This window comes from Actinomadura macra NBRC 14102, from assembly GCF_001552215.1.
GTDB lineage: Bacteria > Actinomycetota > Actinomycetes > Streptosporangiales > Streptosporangiaceae > Spirillospora > Spirillospora macra.
In genome coordinates, this window is record NZ_BCQT01000023.1 from 179522 (window position 1) to 196181 (window position 16660).

Here is a 16660-nt window from a genome sequence, read left to right on the forward strand (position 1 = left end):
ATGCCCTGACGACTGGCTCGTCCGTATCCGACCCCAGAGCGTGGCGTGCCAGGTGATCGGTCCGCCCTCTGCACGCAGTTCTATCGAGCCGTCCGAACCACCTGCCAGGTCGAGGAAGAGCGGTGTGACATCGAGCAGATGCTGCGGACCAGGCGTCTTGTCGCTCTTCCCTCCGCCCGCCGGTGTTGTGGTCTTCAACGGCGTGGGATGAGCGATCGATGGTGCGGATGACATGCGTGAACCGAGAGGGAAGGTAGCCGACACGGGAGCGGCGTCCATAGTCCCGTCCTCGTCCGGCTTGGCCTGGGGAGGGTCATCGTCCGCCGGCTCCTGAGGGACACCAGGTATGGCTGTGGGACGACGTCCTGTGGCGGTGCTCACAGGGCCGGTATCCCACCCCATCAGGCGGAGGAGCCCGTGCACCGAGGCGAAGACCCCACCGACAAGGAGCGCGACCAACGCGAGCACCGTGATCAACCTGGCGGCTTGGCCCCCCACATCGCTCCGGTACGGCGCCTTGCGCGTCCTGCGAAAGCGGCCAAACCACAAGGGACCGCGCCTGGGGCGTGACGAATCAAGTGCGGCGGCATTGTGCTTAGCCTGAACCGGAAACCCGTTCGGCGTGAACTCAGCGACTCGGGTGCCAACGAAAAGCCGATAACCGATCAGTTCGGGATCTAGAAAGCAACTCATGACACGGAGCCGCAACTCGGGCGGAAGATCCGCAGCTGGCAGCAATCCATAGACCTTGGCAGCGGACACGGTACGTGGACGGAATGCTCCGCATGTCACGCACTCTTGCGCGTGGCTGAGCAGCCGACCGCTGAGATCCGGAGCGGATTCGCCCTGCCTCTCACGCAGAAGCAGAGCTCGTTCTGCACAACCGTATGGTCCTTGGTTCGCGAGGATCTCCGCCGTCAGCGCCTCCTCCAGCTCCTCGTGCGCGCGGTCGAGCGAGGCTTGCGCGTCCTTGACCGGCAGGTCGAAAACGGCCGCCAGATCGGGGACCGACAGCTGGTGGCGGACCCGCAACTCCAGGATCTCCCGCGTCAGCAACGGGAGCGCCAGGACGGCCTGCCATGCCATGATGCGCTGGTCAACGTCTTCCTGATCATGACTTGCGACCGGAACATCGGGCGGTCGGCTCCGGGTGGGCAGCCGGCGCGCACACTCCAGCCTCGTGATGGCGTACAGCCATGGCCCGAACCGATCCGGCTCCCGAAGCCGATCAATGTGCGCCTCCGCGACCACGAACGTGTCGCGCAGCGCGACCTGGGCCGCGTCACGATCGCGCAGCTGGAACCAGCAGTAGGCGTAGAGCCGGTCGGCATACGCGTTGTACACCGCGGTCAGGGCGTCCGGATCACGCGCGCGTAGCGCATCGACCAGAAGATGGTCGTCCATGCTAGAAAAGGTAAAGGCTCAGGGAGCCTTTTACCGGCAAATGCAAGAGATCCGATGGATCAATGAGATGTCATTCTTGCCGGTTACGCGATAAAGTTCCGGAGTGCGACTTTTGCCACATGAGGGCAATCTGTCCTATCTTGTCGGATCGGTCTCACTCCACGATCAGCATTTCCATCATCGGACGCAGCAACCGTTCAGCGGCCGCGGCGATCGTGGTGACCTGCGCACTGGTAAGGATCACTGGCCGTCCGGCAAGGGCACGCGGCACCGCCCGCGCTCGGCAGAAGAACACCCCGCTCTGCCGGAAGCCGTCCCGCCTCACCCTCGCCCCATGCACGACGACCACCGGCTGGACTTGCACCTTGCCGTCCAACTCCCCAGCGAGCAGTTCGGCGACCGCGCTGGCCGCACCTTTGGCGGCGCGCATGACGTCATCGACGGACCGCGTTCCCGCCCGCAGCCGTGAATCCTCCACACGCAGCAGCGCCCCCCATCGAAACCGTCTGCTGGCAACCGCGTAGACACCCGTCAGCCCGATCACAAGGTGATCAAGGTTGGCCGAACTCCCCGGCAGTGCCCGATCGTGCAAGACGTGATACCCCGCTGGATCCAGCCTGGCCAGTCGCCGCCCAGTACGACGTTCAGCCCTCGCACCCCGACGCCAGTTCGTCGTAGGCCCAGGCCGAATCCGCATGAACACCGCATGCCCGAGAAAGACCAGGAGGGCGACAGCGGGCCCCGCCCACCAGACGCTCACCCCCGCGGCGACCACACCGGCGCTGCACGCCAGTACTCCCCGCACTGCGCGGCGTTCCCAACGGTGCTCGGCAGCCAGCTTGCGATACCGGAACAGCGCCGAGGCTCCGGCACGGGACACGCCGACACCGCTGCTTCGCACGTGAACGCCCTTCCGCCCGCCCCGAAGCCGCTTCCGGAGGCACAAGCGTCCGTCAGGCCACCGGCTCATTCAAGACCTTCGGCGTCTTTGCTGCTTTTCGCCGCGAACAAGACATCTCAAATTTGACACTGTCATCGTGACAGTGTCACCATGGCTTCATGGACGGCACCTGGACGATCAGCGAACTGGCGGACCGCGCCGCCGCGGCACTCGCCGCGAGCGAGTCCGCGCAGGTCAGCGGCCGGGTGCGGGACATGCCCAACGAACGGCTCATCCGGTGGTACACCACGATCGGCCTCGTCGACCCGCCGCTGGGGCGCCGCGGCCGCACCGCGCTCTACGGTTCGCGTCACCTCCTTCAGCTCGTCGCGGTGAAGCGACGCCAGGCCATGGGTCGCACGATCGCCGAGATCCAGCTGGAGCTGGCCGCCGCCACCGACGCGAGACTCGAACAGATCGCTGCCCTTCCCGCCGATGCCGGCGTCCCGGAAGAGCCTCGACACCCAGTCGCCGCGGACGGTTCCCACGTCTCCGAGAGCGGCCCTGCCGGACCACTGCTTCCCTCCGCCGAACCCGCCCAGAGTTCGACGATCAACGTCAACGAAGCACCGGATGCCGCCCGTGGACAGACTCCAGGCACGGCAGAAGCAGGAGACCTCGCAGGTAGTTCAGGAGGCTCAAGCCCGGATGCGCGCGGCCGAGCACGTTTCTGGAGCGTCCGTCCTGATGTCTCCTATGGGCGCGCCGCCGCGTCCGTCGACTACGGAACCTCCCCGCCGGGGGTCGTCCAAGGTGTCCGGCTGACGCCTGGCCTGACGCTACTTCTGGACGTCCCCGCACTGAGCGGCGACGACGTCGCCGCAATCCAAGCCGCCGCCCGGCCCTTGCTCGACGAGCTGCGCCGGCGGGGTCTCGTCTCACCAAGCCCAGAGCCATCTCGCGCGGAGCCATCTCCCACAGAGGCGCCCCCCGAAACGCCACTCCCCCCACAGCCATCCCCTGAAGAGCCCGTGCCCCTGCCCGTCGATCCTCCCCGGAGGCCACAGTGACCGTGCGCATCCTGCCGTTGCCCGAAACCGCGACGCCTCCGACCCCGGATCGCGGCCTCGGTGCGCTGACCACCGACAAAGGCAACCTGCCGCTCGACTCTGTCGATGTCCACGCCTCGATCACAGGGCTGGCCGCCGGCATCGACGTCGTCCAGGGATTCCGCAACCCCTTCGACATGCCGCTGGAAGCGACCTACGTCTTCCCCCTTCCCGACCGCGCCGCCGTCACGGCACTGCGCATGGAAGCAGCAGACCGTGTGGTCGAGGGAACATTGAAGGAGCGCGGACAGGCCCGGCAGGACTACGACGCCGCCATAGCGGCGGGCCAGCGGGCGGCTATCGCCGAAGAAGACCGTCCGGATGTCTTCACCATGCGGGTGGGCAACATCCTGCCGGGCGAGCGGGTGACGATCCGGCTCACGCTCAACCAGCCCCTGTCCTATGAGAACAACGAGTCGGGCTCCACCGCGACGTTCCGCTTCCCGCTGGTCGTAGCCCCCCGCTACATCCCCGGAACACCCCTGGAGGACGAGCGCGCGGGCAGCGGAGTGGCGGACGACACCGACGCGGTGCCCGACGCCTCACGGATCAGCCCACCCGTCCTCCTGCCCGGCTTCCCCAATCCCGTCCGGTTGGCCATCACCGCCGACGTCGATCCGTCCGGCCTGCCCCTCACCGAGATCCGTTCCGCGCTGCACGTGATCACAGAGGAGAGTGACGGCCAGCGCACCCGCCTGCGAGTCCAGCCGGGGGAGCGCCTGAACCGCGACTTCATCCTGCGTCTCGGCTACGCGGCGCGCGAGAGCGCGTCCCTGTCGCTGATCGCGGACGAGTCCGGTGAGGAGGGAACGTTCACCCTGACCGTCCTGCCGTCCGGTGAATCCCGGCCGAGGCCGCGCGACGTGGTGCTCATCCTCGACCGGTCCGGCAGCATGCAGGGCTGGAAGATGGTCGCGGCCCGCCGGGCCGCCGCCCGGATCATCGACACCCTCCGCAACGAGGACGGATTCGCCGTCCTGTCGTTCGACACTGTCATCGAGCGTCCTGGCGACCTGACCTCCGGGCTGGCGGACGGTACCGACCGCAACCGGTTCCGCGCCGTCGAGCACCTGGCGACGCTGAGCGCGCGCGGCGGCACGGAGATGCTCGCCCCGCTCGACGAGGCCTGTACCCTTCTCGCCGACTCCACCCGCGACCGGGTCCTCGTCCTCATCACCGACGGCCAGATCGGAAACGAAGACCAGATCCTCGCCCGCTTGGAGCCACGCCTGCACGGCGTCCGCGTCCATACGGTCGGTATCGACAGAGCGGTGAACGCAGGCTTCCTGAACCGGCTCGCCACCATCGGTCAGGGCGTCTGCCAGCTCGTCGAATCCGAAGACCGCCTCGACGAGGCGATGGAGCGCATTCACCATCAGATCGGCGCACCGATCGCCACCGGCCTCACCTTGCGCCCCACCGGCCTGGAGGTCGTCCCTGATTCAGTCACCCCGCGGCGCCTGGGAGCGCTCTTCCCCGGCGTTCCCCTAGTGATCGCAGGCCGGTTCAGGGGCGCGCCCTCTGGTGCGGTGTCCGTCCAGGGCACCGCAGCCGACGACACGAGCTGGGAACACCATGCCACCGGTGTCACCTCCAGCGACCGCGCCGCCGTGTCGATCTGGGCCCGCGCACACCTGCGCGATCTGGAAGATCACTACACGGTCGATGGCTCTGATGATCTCGAACGCCGCATCGTGGAGACGTCTCTCAGATTCGGCGTCCTGTGCCGCTTCACCGCCTTCGTAGCCGTCGACAGCCGGGTGGCAACGGAGAGCGGCACGCTCCACCAGGCAGTCCAGCCGGTGGAGATGCCCGACGGATGGAGCGCCCCGCCGGCCCCTCGGGTCGTGCACGCGGCGTTCATGGCTCCGATGGACGCACCTGTCCCGCCACCCGCCATGGCCTACGGTGCACCAGCGCCGGGTAGTCCCCCACCGGCCGGCGGCTCTTCCAAGCCCCCCAGCAGCCCCCCTCGCCGAGGCTCGGCCCGCTCAACTGCGGGCGCTTACGGGATGCCTCCACAGGCGTTGCCCAACCCGCCGGCACCAGCCCCGCAAACCACCATGCACAACGCATCCAGCCACGACGCTTCCACGCACGATGCGGCCGTACCGGAGACCTCCGCGTCGACGACGCCGGAAGGAGGACACTCACACGAGCCGCCCGCGACCGACACTCCCGCGAGGAAACGGGCGCCGGAGTCCGCAAGCCGAGCTCGCACCCCGTTCCTCCAGGAGCTTTCCGCAGAGCTGGATCGGCTCCACGGCATTCCCGACGCTCACGACCAGCGACTCGACCACCTGGTGACAGAGCTCCTCCCGCTCCTTGACTCGCTGATCCAACGGATGGAGGCCGGTCGGCCGAACACCACAGCTCTCACGGCCCTCCGTGACGATCTCCGCCTACTCGATGCCATGTCCGATCGGCCACGGGTGAACGAACTATGGACCCGTGCACTCCAGACCCTTGCTGACCTCACCAAACAGTCCACCCGCCGCCCCTTCTGGAAACGCCGCAAGTAGCAGGTCATGACTACGGGGCCCGCGATTCACAAGCCGATCCCTCGCGCAGACCAACAGGACCCCAGAGCGAACCGTGCCCAGACTGGCCCGACCACCGCCGAACAGCGGGAAGAGAAGAGGTAGAAGTGGGCATACGCCGGGGGCGCCTTCCCGGCTGGAAGGCGCCCCCGTGACTGCCGGTATTCGATCAGACGAGAGCCGAACGGGTGCGGCGGAGCAGCGGGATCAGGTTCAGCACCAGACCCACGACCGCGACGCCGCTGACGAGGTTGACACCCGGGTGGAACTCCCCGAAGTCACCACCCCCGCCGTGCGCCCCCCCGGCGACCAGCGCGGTCACCACGGCCAGCACCAGGGCGGCACCGACCTGGCCCGACGTCTGGACGAGACCGGAGGCCAGGCCCTGCTCCGAGTCGTCGATGCCGTCGGTGGCCTGGGCCATGATCGAACTGAATCCGAACGCGAACCCGCCGCCCAGCAAGAGCATCGTGGGCAGGACGGTGAACGCGTAGTGGGGCGTGTCACCGGCGGTCGCGAGGAACCACACGTAGCCGAGGCTGAGCGACAGCATCGAGCTGAAGATCAGCGGCGCCGTCCCGTACCGGTCGATGAGGCGACCGACGAACGGGGATCCGAAGGCCACGAGCAGTCCGGCGGGCAGCAGCGCCATGGCCATCTTCAACGGCGACCAGTGGAGGACGTCCTGCAGGTAGAGGGTCATCATGAACTGGAAGCTCAGGTACGAGCCGAAGAGCGCGACGATGCTCAGGTTGGCGCGGACGATCGTGCCGATCCGCAGGATGCCGAGGCGGATCAGAGGGTGGCGCACCTTGTTCTCGGTGATGACGAAGCCGATCAGCAGGGCCGCCGCCAGCGCGACCGAGCCGAGTGTGACCGGGTCGAGCCAGCCCCGATCCGGTGCGGAGACAACGGTGTAGACGGCGAGGAGCATCCCTCCGGTGAGGGTGATAGCGCCGACGAGGTCATGCCCACCCTCCGCCGCCGGCTTGTCACGCGGGATGAGGGCGATACCGGCGACAAGCGCGATCAGTGCGAGCGGTACGGGGGTCAGGAACGTCCAACGCCACCCGAAGCTCGTCAGCAGCCCGCCGAGGATCAGCCCGGACGAGTAGCCACTGGCGCCGAAAACCGAGAAGACCGACAGCGCCCTGTTGCGCGCGGGCCCCTCATGGAAGCTGGTGGTCAGGATGGACAGGGCGGTCGGCGCGGTGAACGCGGCCGCGAGGCCCTTCACAAAACGGGTGACGATGAGAAGCGTGCCGTCATTGACCAGGCCACCCACAAGCGACGCGACGGCGAACACGGCCAGCGCGGCGAGGAAGACCCGGCGACGTCCGAGCAGGTCGGCGGTACGACCGCCCAACAGAAGCAACCCGCCGTAACCCAGCACGTAACCGTTCACGATCCACTGAAGCGAGGTCGTCGACAGGCCGAGCTCGGCTCCGATCGAGGGCAGCGCGACGCCCACCATGGAGACATCGAGTCCGTCGAGGAACAGGACGGCGCAGAGCACCGCGAGGACCCCCCACAGCCGGGGAGTCCAGGTCTGTTCGGCCGGCGCGCCGGTTGCCGGCGCGCGGACAGCGGAGGCAGGTGAGGTGTCAGTGATAGTCACGTCGAAGGACAGTACATGCACATGCATCAAATGTCTACGCACTAGATTCCTCAGAATTTAATGCGAGTGCATCTGATGCGCGCGCATGCTAAGATGCGCGGCATGGAGTCGAACGCTGCTCTGGTCGGCCGGTGGCGGTCGCTGCTGACCTGCTACAACACCATCGCGTGCGATCTCGATCGCACGCTGCACGATGCCCATGGCCTGACCATGAGCGAGTTCGAGGCGCTCGACCGGCTTGTCGAGTCCGACTGTGAGAAGCGCCGCATGCAGGAGCTAGCGGCGGCCATGTACCTCAGCCAGAGCGCCCTCTCCCGCACGGTGGCCCGCTTGGAGAAGAACGGCCTCGTCCAGCGCGGCCTCTGCGAGTCGGACCGACGCGGCGTCTTCGTGGAGGTCACCGAGGCCGGCCGCCGGTGTCACGCCCAGGCCAGCAAGACGCACCTGGACATCCTCGCCAAGCACCTTTCGCCCGTCCCGCAAGCGGTCGCCTGACCCCATCAGGCGGGGCGTTCTCCGACTCCCCACCGCGCGACGGCTCGCACTCCCCGCCGGGACTTGCCGACAGCGTGACCCGCCAGGACACCTGGAGGTATCCACCTCCCGACTATGCGTCATAGACGCACCGGATCCATCCGCGCATCTCCGGGGTAGCTGATCCGGCGGGCAGCAGACCCAAGGCCGGTCAGCTCACGGACGTCGCGCACCCAAAGTACTTCCGGCCTTCACCCCATCGACCGCTCTCCGCACGCCCCCAACTCACCCCGGCGCGGACGGACCTAAGCACTCCAGCGAGCTTGCGGTCCTAGGCCAAGGCGTGCCCCACCTGAGCACTACTCTGAGCCCAAGCGCAGCCTGGACGGTAGGACCCGAAGAGGAGTTTTCCCGGCACTGCCACCAACAACGCACATCGCAAAGTGACCTTGCCGATGAACAAACCTTCCTGACATGCGCGGTCAGAGCAAGGAGAGGGACACGGACTCAGCAAGCAACACCGAACACGGCCTCCTATCGGAACACATTCGAGCCGTCAGCAAGCAGTCAGCTGTCGACAAGCCCAAAGCCGGGCCCGGTTCGTACCACCGAGGAGACGAGGGAATCCGCTCAGCGACCCGGGCCGCCAATCTGAGGCCCGTCCGGCCAGAGAGAGACGAGGTCGGCAGGCGTCAGCGGCTTCGAGTACGCCGCGTGGAGCACCTTGCGACGTGTTTCCGGGTCGGCATCGGCGAGGTGGACGAACCAGTCGATACCGGCCGGGTAGGACCACAGGTAGGTCCGCAGCTGAGGATCACCCCGATCGGTCAGGGTGTCGGCGATCACGGCGTCGCTCCACCAGGGAATGCGGCTGCGAGCATGGGCGGCCAGTTCCCGGATCGGGAGTCCGTCCTCCAGACCGAGGTGCAGTTCGGCGCGCACGAGCTGGATGAAGTGGTCGAGCCGTATTCGGGCGATCAGCGCCTCGTCGTCCGGGGTGACGAAGAGCGGCAACGCCTGGGCCAGCCCTTCCAGGAGCACCTGCTGCAAGGCATGAACGGACATCAGCCGGATCCATGGCGCGGGGACCTTCGCCGCCTCGGTCCAGCTGGAACTTTGGAGGCCGTGCCCCAGAACCTCATGCAGCGCAAAACGTCTCGCACCGACCTCGGTGAAGACCGCGTTCCGCAAATTCAACCGCAACCGCACCCGATGCCCCGCACCGTCCAACCAGTACGCCCAGTACGCGTCCACATGAGCGGTCTCGATGTCCAGCTCGAATGGTGCGACGCTGCCCGTGGCCTCGCGGACGGCGGCCTCAAGTTGATCGCTCGCCTTGCGGATGGCGTCCGGCGCCTCGTCCAGGCCGAGCGGTCCCTCGACCTCGTTCAGTTCGTCGCCGGTGCCGGGACCCCAGCCGACACCCAGCGCCGCCAGGGCCTCCCGGGCTTGTTCCCCGCGCTCGAGAACGTACTCCGCCGACCAACCGGCGGCCCCGCATCCTTGCGTGACCTGGACGTACTCGGTCAGCGGCCTCCGCTCACCGAGCAGTGAGCCGAGGTAGGCGATGTCCGCGTCCAGGCGCTCGGCCACGCCTTCATCGGCGCGATCTCTCAATTCGCTCAGCCGCCGATGGACATCGAGCCTGCTTTCCGCCGGTTCGACATCCGTATCCACAGGGTGACAATCAAAGTCGATCACCGGGGAGCATCCGCGGCGAATCTCGTACGCATGCCACGCCCGCAGGACTGTCTCCGCCTCGTCCCGCACCATGTCGACTCCCTGCTGTTCCACGGGCCACTCCAAGATCAGGTTCATCCGAACCTTAACTGCCGACATGACCCTCATCACAGAGCCAAATCAGCCAAAGCTGCGCCCGCCCATCACCCGAAAGTTGGGAGCGGCGCAGGGCGGATGGCTCGGGCGCAAGCGGACGGATCAGAAGCGTGGATGATCTCCGGACGTGCGACGGACCTCATCGAGCGCGACTCAAAGTGACGTCCTGTCGCCCTGGCGTTGGTTCATGAAGGACGTTCGCGCAGCGCCCGGGCCGGGATCCCGACGAGCAGGAGCAGGCCCCCGAGGGTGACCACGACGGCGCTGATCTGGAGTCCGAGGTCGAGGCTCCCGGTCGTGGTCTTGATCCAGCCGAGCATCGCCGGGCTGGTGGCCGCGGCGAAGGAACCCATCGTGGTCACCAAGGCGATCCCGCTGGCCGCCGCCGGCCCGGACAGATAGATCGACGGGATGGAGTAGAAGACCGTCAGCCCGCAGTAGTGCGCCGCGGTCATCATCGCGAGCAGCACGATCACCAGATACGGGTTCGCGGCGGCGAAGGAGAGCGCGATCAGGCAGCAGGCGGCGATGAACTCCGCGCCGGCGGCGTGCCACCGGCGTTCCAGTGTCCGGTCGGAGTGCCGACCGACGATCAGCATGACCGCCATGCCCAGCGTCGGCGGGATCGCCGCGAGCAACCCGATGTCGAGGACGTCACCGACGCCAGACGTATCGATGATCATGGGAGTCCAGAAGGAGACCGCGTTGGCGAGCGTGTACGCGCCGCAGGAGACCAGGCCCAGCACGTACACGCGCGGGTCGCGCAGCGCGTGCAGCATGCTCCCGTGCCGCTCGGCACCGCCCTTGTGCTTCTGATCTGCGGCGAGATCGTCCATGACGACGCGCTTCTCCTCCGCCGAAAGCCAACCCGCGTCCGCGGGCCGGTCCGGGAACAGGAAGAACACCGCCAGCCCCAGCAGCACCGGCGGAATGCCCTCCAGGACGAACAGCCACTGCCAGTCGTGCAGGCCGAGGACGCCGCCGAAGCTGTGCATGATCCAGCCCGACAGCGGCGGGCCGATGATTCCCGACAGCGGGACGCCGAGGAAGAACAGGCCGGTCATCCTGGTCCGGCGGGCCGAGGGGAACCACTGCGCGAGGTAGAACAGCGCGCCCGGGAAGAAGCCCGCCTCCGCGACACCGAGGAGGAACCGGGCTCCGCAGAACAGCACCGGAGAGGTCGCCAGCGAGGTCACGATGGTGACCACGCCCCAGGTCACCATGATGCGCAGCAGCGTCTTGCGGGCGCCGATGCGGGCCAGGAGCATGTTGCTCGGCACCTCGAACAGGATGAAGCCGACGAAGAACAACCCAACGGCCAGCCCGTACACCTGGGCACTGAATCCGAGGTCCTTCTCCATCCTGACCTGCGCGATGCCGATGTTGGTGCGATCGATGAAGCTGACCACGTAGCACAGCAGCAGCAAGGGCATGACGCGAAAGGCGATCTTCCGGTACAGAGCGTCGCGGGAGGTCCTGTCGACGGTTCCGGAGGCGGGGCGGGCATTACGCGGCGAGGGCGGGGTCACGCTGCGCTCCTGGATCTGTGGAGGGGCACGGCTGATGAGCCAGCAGTCTCAAACACGTCTGTTGTCATTGTCAACACCCAGCGCGCACTTGATCTACCGTCATGCATTGCTGTAGCGACACTTAGTTGACTTCATCAACAGAGCTTTCCAGACTCGCACATCCGGCCGGATGTGCCGCCCAGGCGCTGCGCCGCCCGGCGAACGGGGCGTCCAGAAGCCGGGCCGGGCAATTGATCCCCTTCTGCCGGGTCGCCGATGAGTTCAGGCTGCTTGTGTGGTCTAAAGGAGGCAGGCTGTAGCGACGACATGCGAGGAGACACACCATGAGGAAGATCATCGCCGGGCTGTTCATCTCACTCGACGGCGTGGTCGAGGCGCCTGACCAGTGGCACTTCCCCTACTTCAACGACGAGATGGGGGCCGCGGTCGACGCCACCCTGGGGGTGGCGGACACGCTGCTGCTGGGGCGTAAGACCTACGACAGCTTCGCGGGGGCCTGGCCCGACCGGGAGGCGGCGGGCGGGGAGGACGCCCACTTCGCCAAGCGCCTCGGCGATGCTCGGAAGATCGTGGTGTCCAACCAGCAACTGGAGTTCACCTGGCGGAACTCCGAGCGGCTCAAGGGCGATCTCGTCCAGGAGGTCACCGCCCTGAAGAACGAGCCGGGCGACGGTGTCATCGGCATGTCCGGCTCTATCTCGGTCGTCCGGGCGCTCCTGGCCGCCGGACTGATCGACGAGTTGCACCTGCTGGTGCACCCGATCGCTGTCCGCAAGGGGATGCGCCTGTTCGACGAGGACGAGACCCCGCTCCCGCTGAAGCTGATCTCGTCCGAGACCTTCGAGACAGGTGTGCTCAGCCTCTTCTATGGTCCCGCCGACCCGCCCGCCGACGCGACCTATGACGACGCCAAGACCCACCTTTCCGAGAAGTAGGCGAGGTTTCCTCAAGACCGGAGAACACAACCTCCGAGCCTGACATTAACCCTAGATCTACGCGGTCCAGGCAGCCGGGTATCAGTCGGGCAGTGACCGAGGGTGATTTCTCCGGTTCTGCGGCGAGCTTTCGTGCCCTTCTTGTGGTGGGCGGGAGCCGGGAGGCCGACCGGGGCCGAGTCTGTCCGGTTTGGGTGCACTGGTGGGCAGGGGGCACTTCGTGCGGAGGTTCCGAAACCGCGCTGACCCGGGACGTCGCCGCCTGACGGTAAGTGGTCGACCGGCAGGCGGCTGCCGGTCCCCTCGATGATGGGGAGCTCGGCGGGGAAGCCGGTCCAGGCTTCCCCGCGGGTCAGGCGGGGAGGAGCCGGTCCCAGCCGGCGGCGACGGCGGTGCCGCAACGGTCGGTTGCCGGGACGGTCTCGGCGTGGGGTTCGCCGTAGGCCTCCGGGCCGCCGACGACGAACTCGCCGCCGTGCCTGGGCTGGAATACCGGGCTCAGGGATCAGAGGGTCAAGCTCAGCGAAGCCGCTTGGTGAAGACGATGCTCTGCCGGTGTTATCCCATCCTGCGCTCATAGAACGGCACCGAGGCCGGGTTGGCCAGTACAACCAGCCGGCCGGTGGTCATCTGGAAGCCGACGAGGGAGCACGCAGGCGCGGGGGCTAACTTGGTCACCGGTTTTGCCCGGACCACATCGCGCACGCGTAGTCGGACACACATCTGTCGCCGTACGGGAGTCTTACCTCTGACCGCTCGGCGGTGGCTTCAGGACCGCTCTTTATAGCCAGGTTGTCACAAGCTGGGTCTCGCGGCGGCCCGTCACCCGGGAAACGGGGCCATTGCGGGCAACTTCGCCCTCACCCAACGTGACAGCCACCCGCGGAGCACTTGAGGGCCGAGACCCGATGTTCGCAACCGCGGATGGGCACCGAGAGGAACGGATAGCGCCAGCGAGTCGTTCCAGCGACGAGATCGAAGTTGCTTTTCCGCTCGATGGCCGCGAGCCCAGGGCGCGGCTACGCCGTCATTCTCATATCCGATCCGTGATCGCGGGTATGAGGTACTTCTCGACATAGGCCTGGGCGTCGTAGTAGTCGTCCCCGTACGGTGCTGCCGTAGCGGCTGTCAGCACGAGCGCGATGTCCTCGTCAGGGAGCAGGTAGACGAACTGGCCACCGTGCCCTTCCGCGTAGAACACCTCGACGCCCTTGATCGTGTTGACGCGGAACAGTTGCCCGTACCAGTTGCCCTCGCCCGGATCCCGCCAGATCTTCCGCCGCGCGTCCGCGATCGTCGATGCCGAGACGATCCGCCGGCCGTTCCACACGCCTTTGCGGAGGAGCAACTCCCCGAATCGTGCCAGTTCGCGCGGGGTGAGATACAGGTTGTAGCCACCAGAACAGATCCCTTGAGGATCTCGCCCCCAATGTTCGGGCGAAATTCCCAGCGGCCCGAAAAGGTGATCTTGGGCAAAATCCCACAGGCTCTCGCCGGTGACCCTGGTGAGCACAACCGCCAGCAGATGTGTTAGTCCCGTATTGTAGAGGAAACTTTCCCCCGGCTGCCGGGACCCCAACCTGCGCCCAAGGATGGCGGCCGTCCAGTCGTCCTTGGTTTGGATCTGTTCCTCGGTCTCATCCTCGCGCCAGTCGAGGCCTGCCGACATCTCCACCAGGTCGCGCAATTTGATATCCCGCTTGCCCGGCTCGTTGCCAACGAAATACTCTGGCAGCACTTCGGCAACGCGGGTGTCGAGGGAAAGCGGGCGTCCGCCCACTTTGTAGCCGGCATCGATGGCGATTCCCGCAAGGATGCGCAGGATGCTCTTCGAAGAGGAGTGCACGTTGGCTGAGCCCTGGGGCCCAGCACCGTGGAAATAGCGTTCCATCACCAACTTGCCCCGGCGAACGACCAGGAGGCTGAGCGCGGAGTCCTTCCGTGCGACCTGCTCGGCGCCCCGATTGAGACGGGCAGAATCCAGACCCTGAATTCTCGGACTGGCTTTTGGCCACTCGGTCAGTACCGGATCGCGGTAGACCGGGTTGTCTTCGTAGAAGCTGCCGTCCCCAACCCGCTCGCAACCGGTCGGACGAGACCCCTCAGGATTGGAGTCCCTTGCACCCACCACGCTGACCGTCGCGACCGCGAGGCCGATCGCAAGGAGCGACGCCCCTGCGGCCGTCTTGACGATGTGACCGTTCATGCGACGGACGATAAGAGAGGCAACATGAGGCTTTGATGAAGTGACGGCTTCCGCACACCCCGGACTGCCCGCCCGGATGCGGCTCAGCACGCGCACACCGAGGTTGCCGCCCGTTGACCGGCGCGAATACGTTACCGCGATGCGTGTACTCATCGTGGAGGACGACGAGGACCTCCGATACGGCGTCGAAGCCGCGCTCCGCGCCGCGGGGCTCGCCGTGGACACCGCCGCCGATCTCCCCGAGGCCGATGAGGCGCTGACGGTCAACGACTACGACTGTGTCGTGTTCGACCGGATCCTCCCGACCGGGGACGCGCTGAACTACGTACGGCAGCGCCGCGGCATCGGGTGGACCTCGGCGGTCCTGTTCTTGACCGCACGCGACTCCACCGCCGACCGGGTGGCCGGCTTCGAACACGGCGGGGACGACTATCTGGTCAAACCGTTCGCACTCGCCGAGCTCATCGCCCGGGTCCGTAATCTGTGCCGTCGTGGACAGGTCGCCCGGCCGCCGGTCCTGCGTCACGCCGACATCGAGCTGGACACTGCACGCTGTCAGGCCCGGCGTGCCGGGGTGTTGCTGACACTGACCAGCAAAGAATTCGCCGTGCTCGAACAACTCATGATCCGTGAGGGAAGCGTCGTCGGCCGCGGCGTCCTCATCGAACACTGCTGGGACGAGATGGCCGAGCCCATGTCCAACGTCGTCGACGTGGTGATCGCCAACCTGCGCCGCAAGCTCGGCGACCCGCAACCGATCGTGACCGTGCGCGGCACGGGATACCGGCTGGCATGAGCCGCGCGGCGATCCTCCACACCGCCAGCGGCCGGCTACGGCGGCTGCGATGGCGGCTCACCCTCCTCTTCACGACCATGTTCGTCCCGGCACTGGCGATTCTCGCGGTCACGATCGTGTGGTCCGACGGAGCGTCCCGCCGTCAAAAGCTCGACGACGAACTGAGTCGTGTCAGCGTTGCCGAGACCCGCCTCGCGTATTTCCACCGCGGCAGGATCGCCTTCGACGACATCAAAGCCGACGATCTGCACACCGACTGCCCAGGCTTCGTGGTGGTGCCGGGCTCAGCTCCGGCATTCCCCGCGCACTGGAGCCAGCGTAAGTGCGTCTCCCTCGACCGTGCCGCAGTGGCCAACCAACTGAACGGCGAAGCCGCCGAGGCCATGCGACACCACGCCGAATACTCGCGTCCACGGACGATCCGTACAGCCGACGGTGAACGGCTTCGCATCTCCATGGAGCTGATCTGGAACGAGGACACCGAGACCTGGGGCGGAGCGGTCATCGCCATGGCCGAGACGGGACGCGTCGAAGCGGCCCACCGGCAGGTGATCCTCCTGACCAGCCTGGGCTGTGCGGCCCTGCTCGCCCTCGCCGGACTGGCCGGCCACACCCTTGCCCGTCCAGCGATGCGTCCCGTCGTCACGGCGCTGGAGCAGCAGGAGACTCTGCTGGCCGATGCGGCGCATGACCTGCGCTCCCCCGTCGCCGCGCTGCGCGTGCTCGCCGAAACGGCGGAGGCGGACCCGACCCAGCGAGCGGAACTGTTCCCCCGCACCATACGGCTGGCGGAACGAATGAGCGCCCTCATCGACGGGCTCCTCACCCGGGCCCGGCTCGCGTCCGGAGTCGAGCAGATCTTCCCGCAGCCGCTCCGTCTCGACCAGCTGGTCGAAAGCGTGCTGGAGGAGCACACCGAAGAGAAGCGACCGGTCGCCGATCTACAGCCGAGCGTGGTCGCCGGCGACCCGGAACTGTTGCGGCGGGCAGTGGGCAACCTGATCGACAACGCGCTGCGGTACGGGCACGCCCCCGGTGAACTCGCCCATGTCACAGTGACCGTCGCCGACGGCCGGGTCACGGTCGCCGACCAGGGGCCCGGGATCCACCCGAACATCGCCGCCACGATCTTCACCCGCTTCCAGAGCGGGTCGGGCTCGTCCGGGCTGGGACTGAGTATCGCCCGATGGATCGCGCACACCCACGGCGGCACCCTCTCGGTCACCTCAAGCGCCCAGGAAGGCGCCGTCTTCGTCCTGGCTCTACCGACGCGGAACCCGGACGAACGCAAACGATGGCGACCGACACGACGAGACAACTGACCCGGCGATCA

12 protein-coding genes are annotated in these 16660 nt (G+C 67.0%); 7 read left to right on the forward strand and 5 right to left on the reverse strand.

The window, feature by feature from the left end:
- Positions 1 to 804: 804 nt before the first annotated feature.
- A complete protein-coding gene (locus AMA02S_RS44430) occupies positions 805 to 1377 on the forward strand; it encodes a hypothetical protein (RefSeq protein ID WP_067467058.1) in 573 nt (190 codons plus the stop codon).
- Positions 1378 to 1558: 181 nt separating this feature from the next.
- Here AMA02S_RS44430 and AMA02S_RS40905 read toward each other — a convergent pair whose 3' ends face one another.
- Positions 1559 to 2374 carry a nuclease-related domain-containing protein gene (locus tag AMA02S_RS40905; RefSeq protein WP_084265896.1) on the reverse strand — a complete coding sequence of 272 codons (816 nt, stop codon included), beginning with the start codon at positions 2372 to 2374 and terminating at the stop codon, positions 1559 to 1561.
- An 89-nt stretch (positions 2375 to 2463) separates the two neighbouring features.
- On the opposite strand from AMA02S_RS40905, the gene AMA02S_RS44435 reads away from it, so the two are divergent.
- Together AMA02S_RS44435 and AMA02S_RS34110 are read left to right on the forward strand one after the other, a co-directional pair.
- A complete protein-coding gene (locus AMA02S_RS44435) occupies positions 2464 to 3354 on the forward strand; it encodes a MerR family transcriptional regulator (RefSeq protein ID WP_245667948.1) in 891 nt (296 codons plus the stop codon).
- Complete coding sequence (locus AMA02S_RS34110) at positions 3351 to 5915, forward strand: VIT domain-containing protein (protein ID WP_067467066.1); 2565 nt, start codon at positions 3351 to 3353, stop codon at positions 5913 to 5915. The genes AMA02S_RS44435 and AMA02S_RS34110 overlap by 4 nt, the downstream gene beginning before the upstream one ends.
- 187 nt (positions 5916 to 6102) lie before the next feature.
- Here AMA02S_RS34110 and AMA02S_RS34115 read toward each other — a convergent pair whose 3' ends face one another.
- Positions 6103 to 7578 carry an MFS transporter gene (locus AMA02S_RS34115; RefSeq protein WP_067467069.1) on the reverse strand — a complete coding sequence of 492 codons (1476 nt, stop codon included), beginning with the start codon at positions 7576 to 7578 and terminating at the stop codon, positions 6103 to 6105.
- A gap of 75 nt (positions 7579 to 7653) precedes the next feature.
- Here AMA02S_RS34115 and AMA02S_RS34120 point away from each other — a divergent pair, with 75 nt between their 5' ends.
- Complete coding sequence (locus AMA02S_RS34120; protein WP_067467260.1) at positions 7654 to 8046, forward strand: MarR family winged helix-turn-helix transcriptional regulator; 393 nt, start codon at positions 7654 to 7656, stop codon at positions 8044 to 8046.
- 609 nt (positions 8047 to 8655) lie between these two features.
- On the opposite strand, the gene AMA02S_RS34125 is transcribed toward AMA02S_RS34120, so the two are convergent.
- Positions 8656 to 9873, reverse strand: coding sequence for a hypothetical protein (locus tag AMA02S_RS34125; protein WP_245667959.1), 1218 nt, complete (start codon positions 9871 to 9873; stop codon positions 8656 to 8658).
- Positions 9874 to 10046: 173 nt separating this feature from the next.
- A complete protein-coding gene (locus tag AMA02S_RS34130) occupies positions 10047 to 11390 on the reverse strand; it encodes an MFS transporter (protein ID WP_067467072.1) in 1344 nt (447 codons plus the stop codon).
- A 323-nt stretch (positions 11391 to 11713) separates the two neighbouring features.
- Here AMA02S_RS34130 and AMA02S_RS34135 point away from each other — a divergent pair, with 323 nt between their 5' ends.
- The gene (locus AMA02S_RS34135; RefSeq protein WP_067467075.1) at positions 11714 to 12325 is read left to right on the forward strand and encodes a dihydrofolate reductase family protein; all 612 of its coding nucleotides are present in this window, start codon (positions 11714 to 11716) and stop codon (positions 12323 to 12325) included.
- Between the two features lie 1033 nt (positions 12326 to 13358).
- On the opposite strand, the gene AMA02S_RS34140 is transcribed toward AMA02S_RS34135, so the two are convergent.
- Positions 13359 to 14531, reverse strand: a complete 1173-nt coding sequence (locus AMA02S_RS34140) for a serine hydrolase domain-containing protein (RefSeq protein WP_067467078.1) — start codon at positions 14529 to 14531, stop codon at positions 13359 to 13361.
- Between the two features lie 139 nt (positions 14532 to 14670).
- Here AMA02S_RS34140 and AMA02S_RS34145 point away from each other — a divergent pair, with 139 nt between their 5' ends.
- Together AMA02S_RS34145 and AMA02S_RS34150 are read left to right on the forward strand one after the other, a co-directional pair.
- The gene (locus AMA02S_RS34145; protein WP_067467081.1) at positions 14671 to 15327 is read left to right on the forward strand and encodes a winged helix-turn-helix domain-containing protein; all 657 of its coding nucleotides are present in this window, start codon (positions 14671 to 14673) and stop codon (positions 15325 to 15327) included.
- The gene (locus AMA02S_RS34150) at positions 15324 to 16649 is read left to right on the forward strand and encodes a sensor histidine kinase (RefSeq protein ID WP_067467084.1); all 1326 of its coding nucleotides are present in this window, start codon (positions 15324 to 15326) and stop codon (positions 16647 to 16649) included. The genes AMA02S_RS34145 and AMA02S_RS34150 overlap by 4 nt, the downstream gene beginning before the upstream one ends.
- Positions 16650 to 16660 lie beyond the last annotated feature (11 nt).

Bases quoted from the DNA above. Each gene is read 5' to 3' on its own strand.
- AMA02S_RS34120 (WP_067467260.1), top strand. From the start codon at position 7,654: ATGGAGTCGAACGCTGCTCTGGTCGGCCGGTGGCGGTCGCTGCTGACC.
- AMA02S_RS40905 (WP_084265896.1), bottom strand. From the start codon at position 2,374: ATGAGCCGGTGGCCTGACGGACGCTTGTGCCTCCGGAAGCGGCTTCGG.
- AMA02S_RS34125 (WP_245667959.1), bottom strand. From the start codon at position 9,873: ATGAGGGTCATGTCGGCAGTTAAGGTTCGGATGAACCTGATCTTGGAG.
- AMA02S_RS34145 (WP_067467081.1), top strand. From the start codon at position 14,671: ATGCGTGTACTCATCGTGGAGGACGACGAGGACCTCCGATACGGCGTC.
- AMA02S_RS34115 (WP_067467069.1), bottom strand. From the start codon at position 7,578: ATGCATGTGCATGTACTGTCCTTCGACGTGACTATCACTGACACCTCA.
- AMA02S_RS34150 (WP_067467084.1), top strand. From the start codon at position 15,324: ATGAGCCGCGCGGCGATCCTCCACACCGCCAGCGGCCGGCTACGGCGG.
- AMA02S_RS34140 (WP_067467078.1), bottom strand. From the start codon at position 14,531: ATGAACGGTCACATCGTCAAGACGGCCGCAGGGGCGTCGCTCCTTGCG.
- AMA02S_RS34135 (WP_067467075.1), top strand. From the start codon at position 11,714: ATGAGGAAGATCATCGCCGGGCTGTTCATCTCACTCGACGGCGTGGTC.
- AMA02S_RS44435 (WP_245667948.1), top strand. From the start codon at position 2,464: ATGGACGGCACCTGGACGATCAGCGAACTGGCGGACCGCGCCGCCGCG.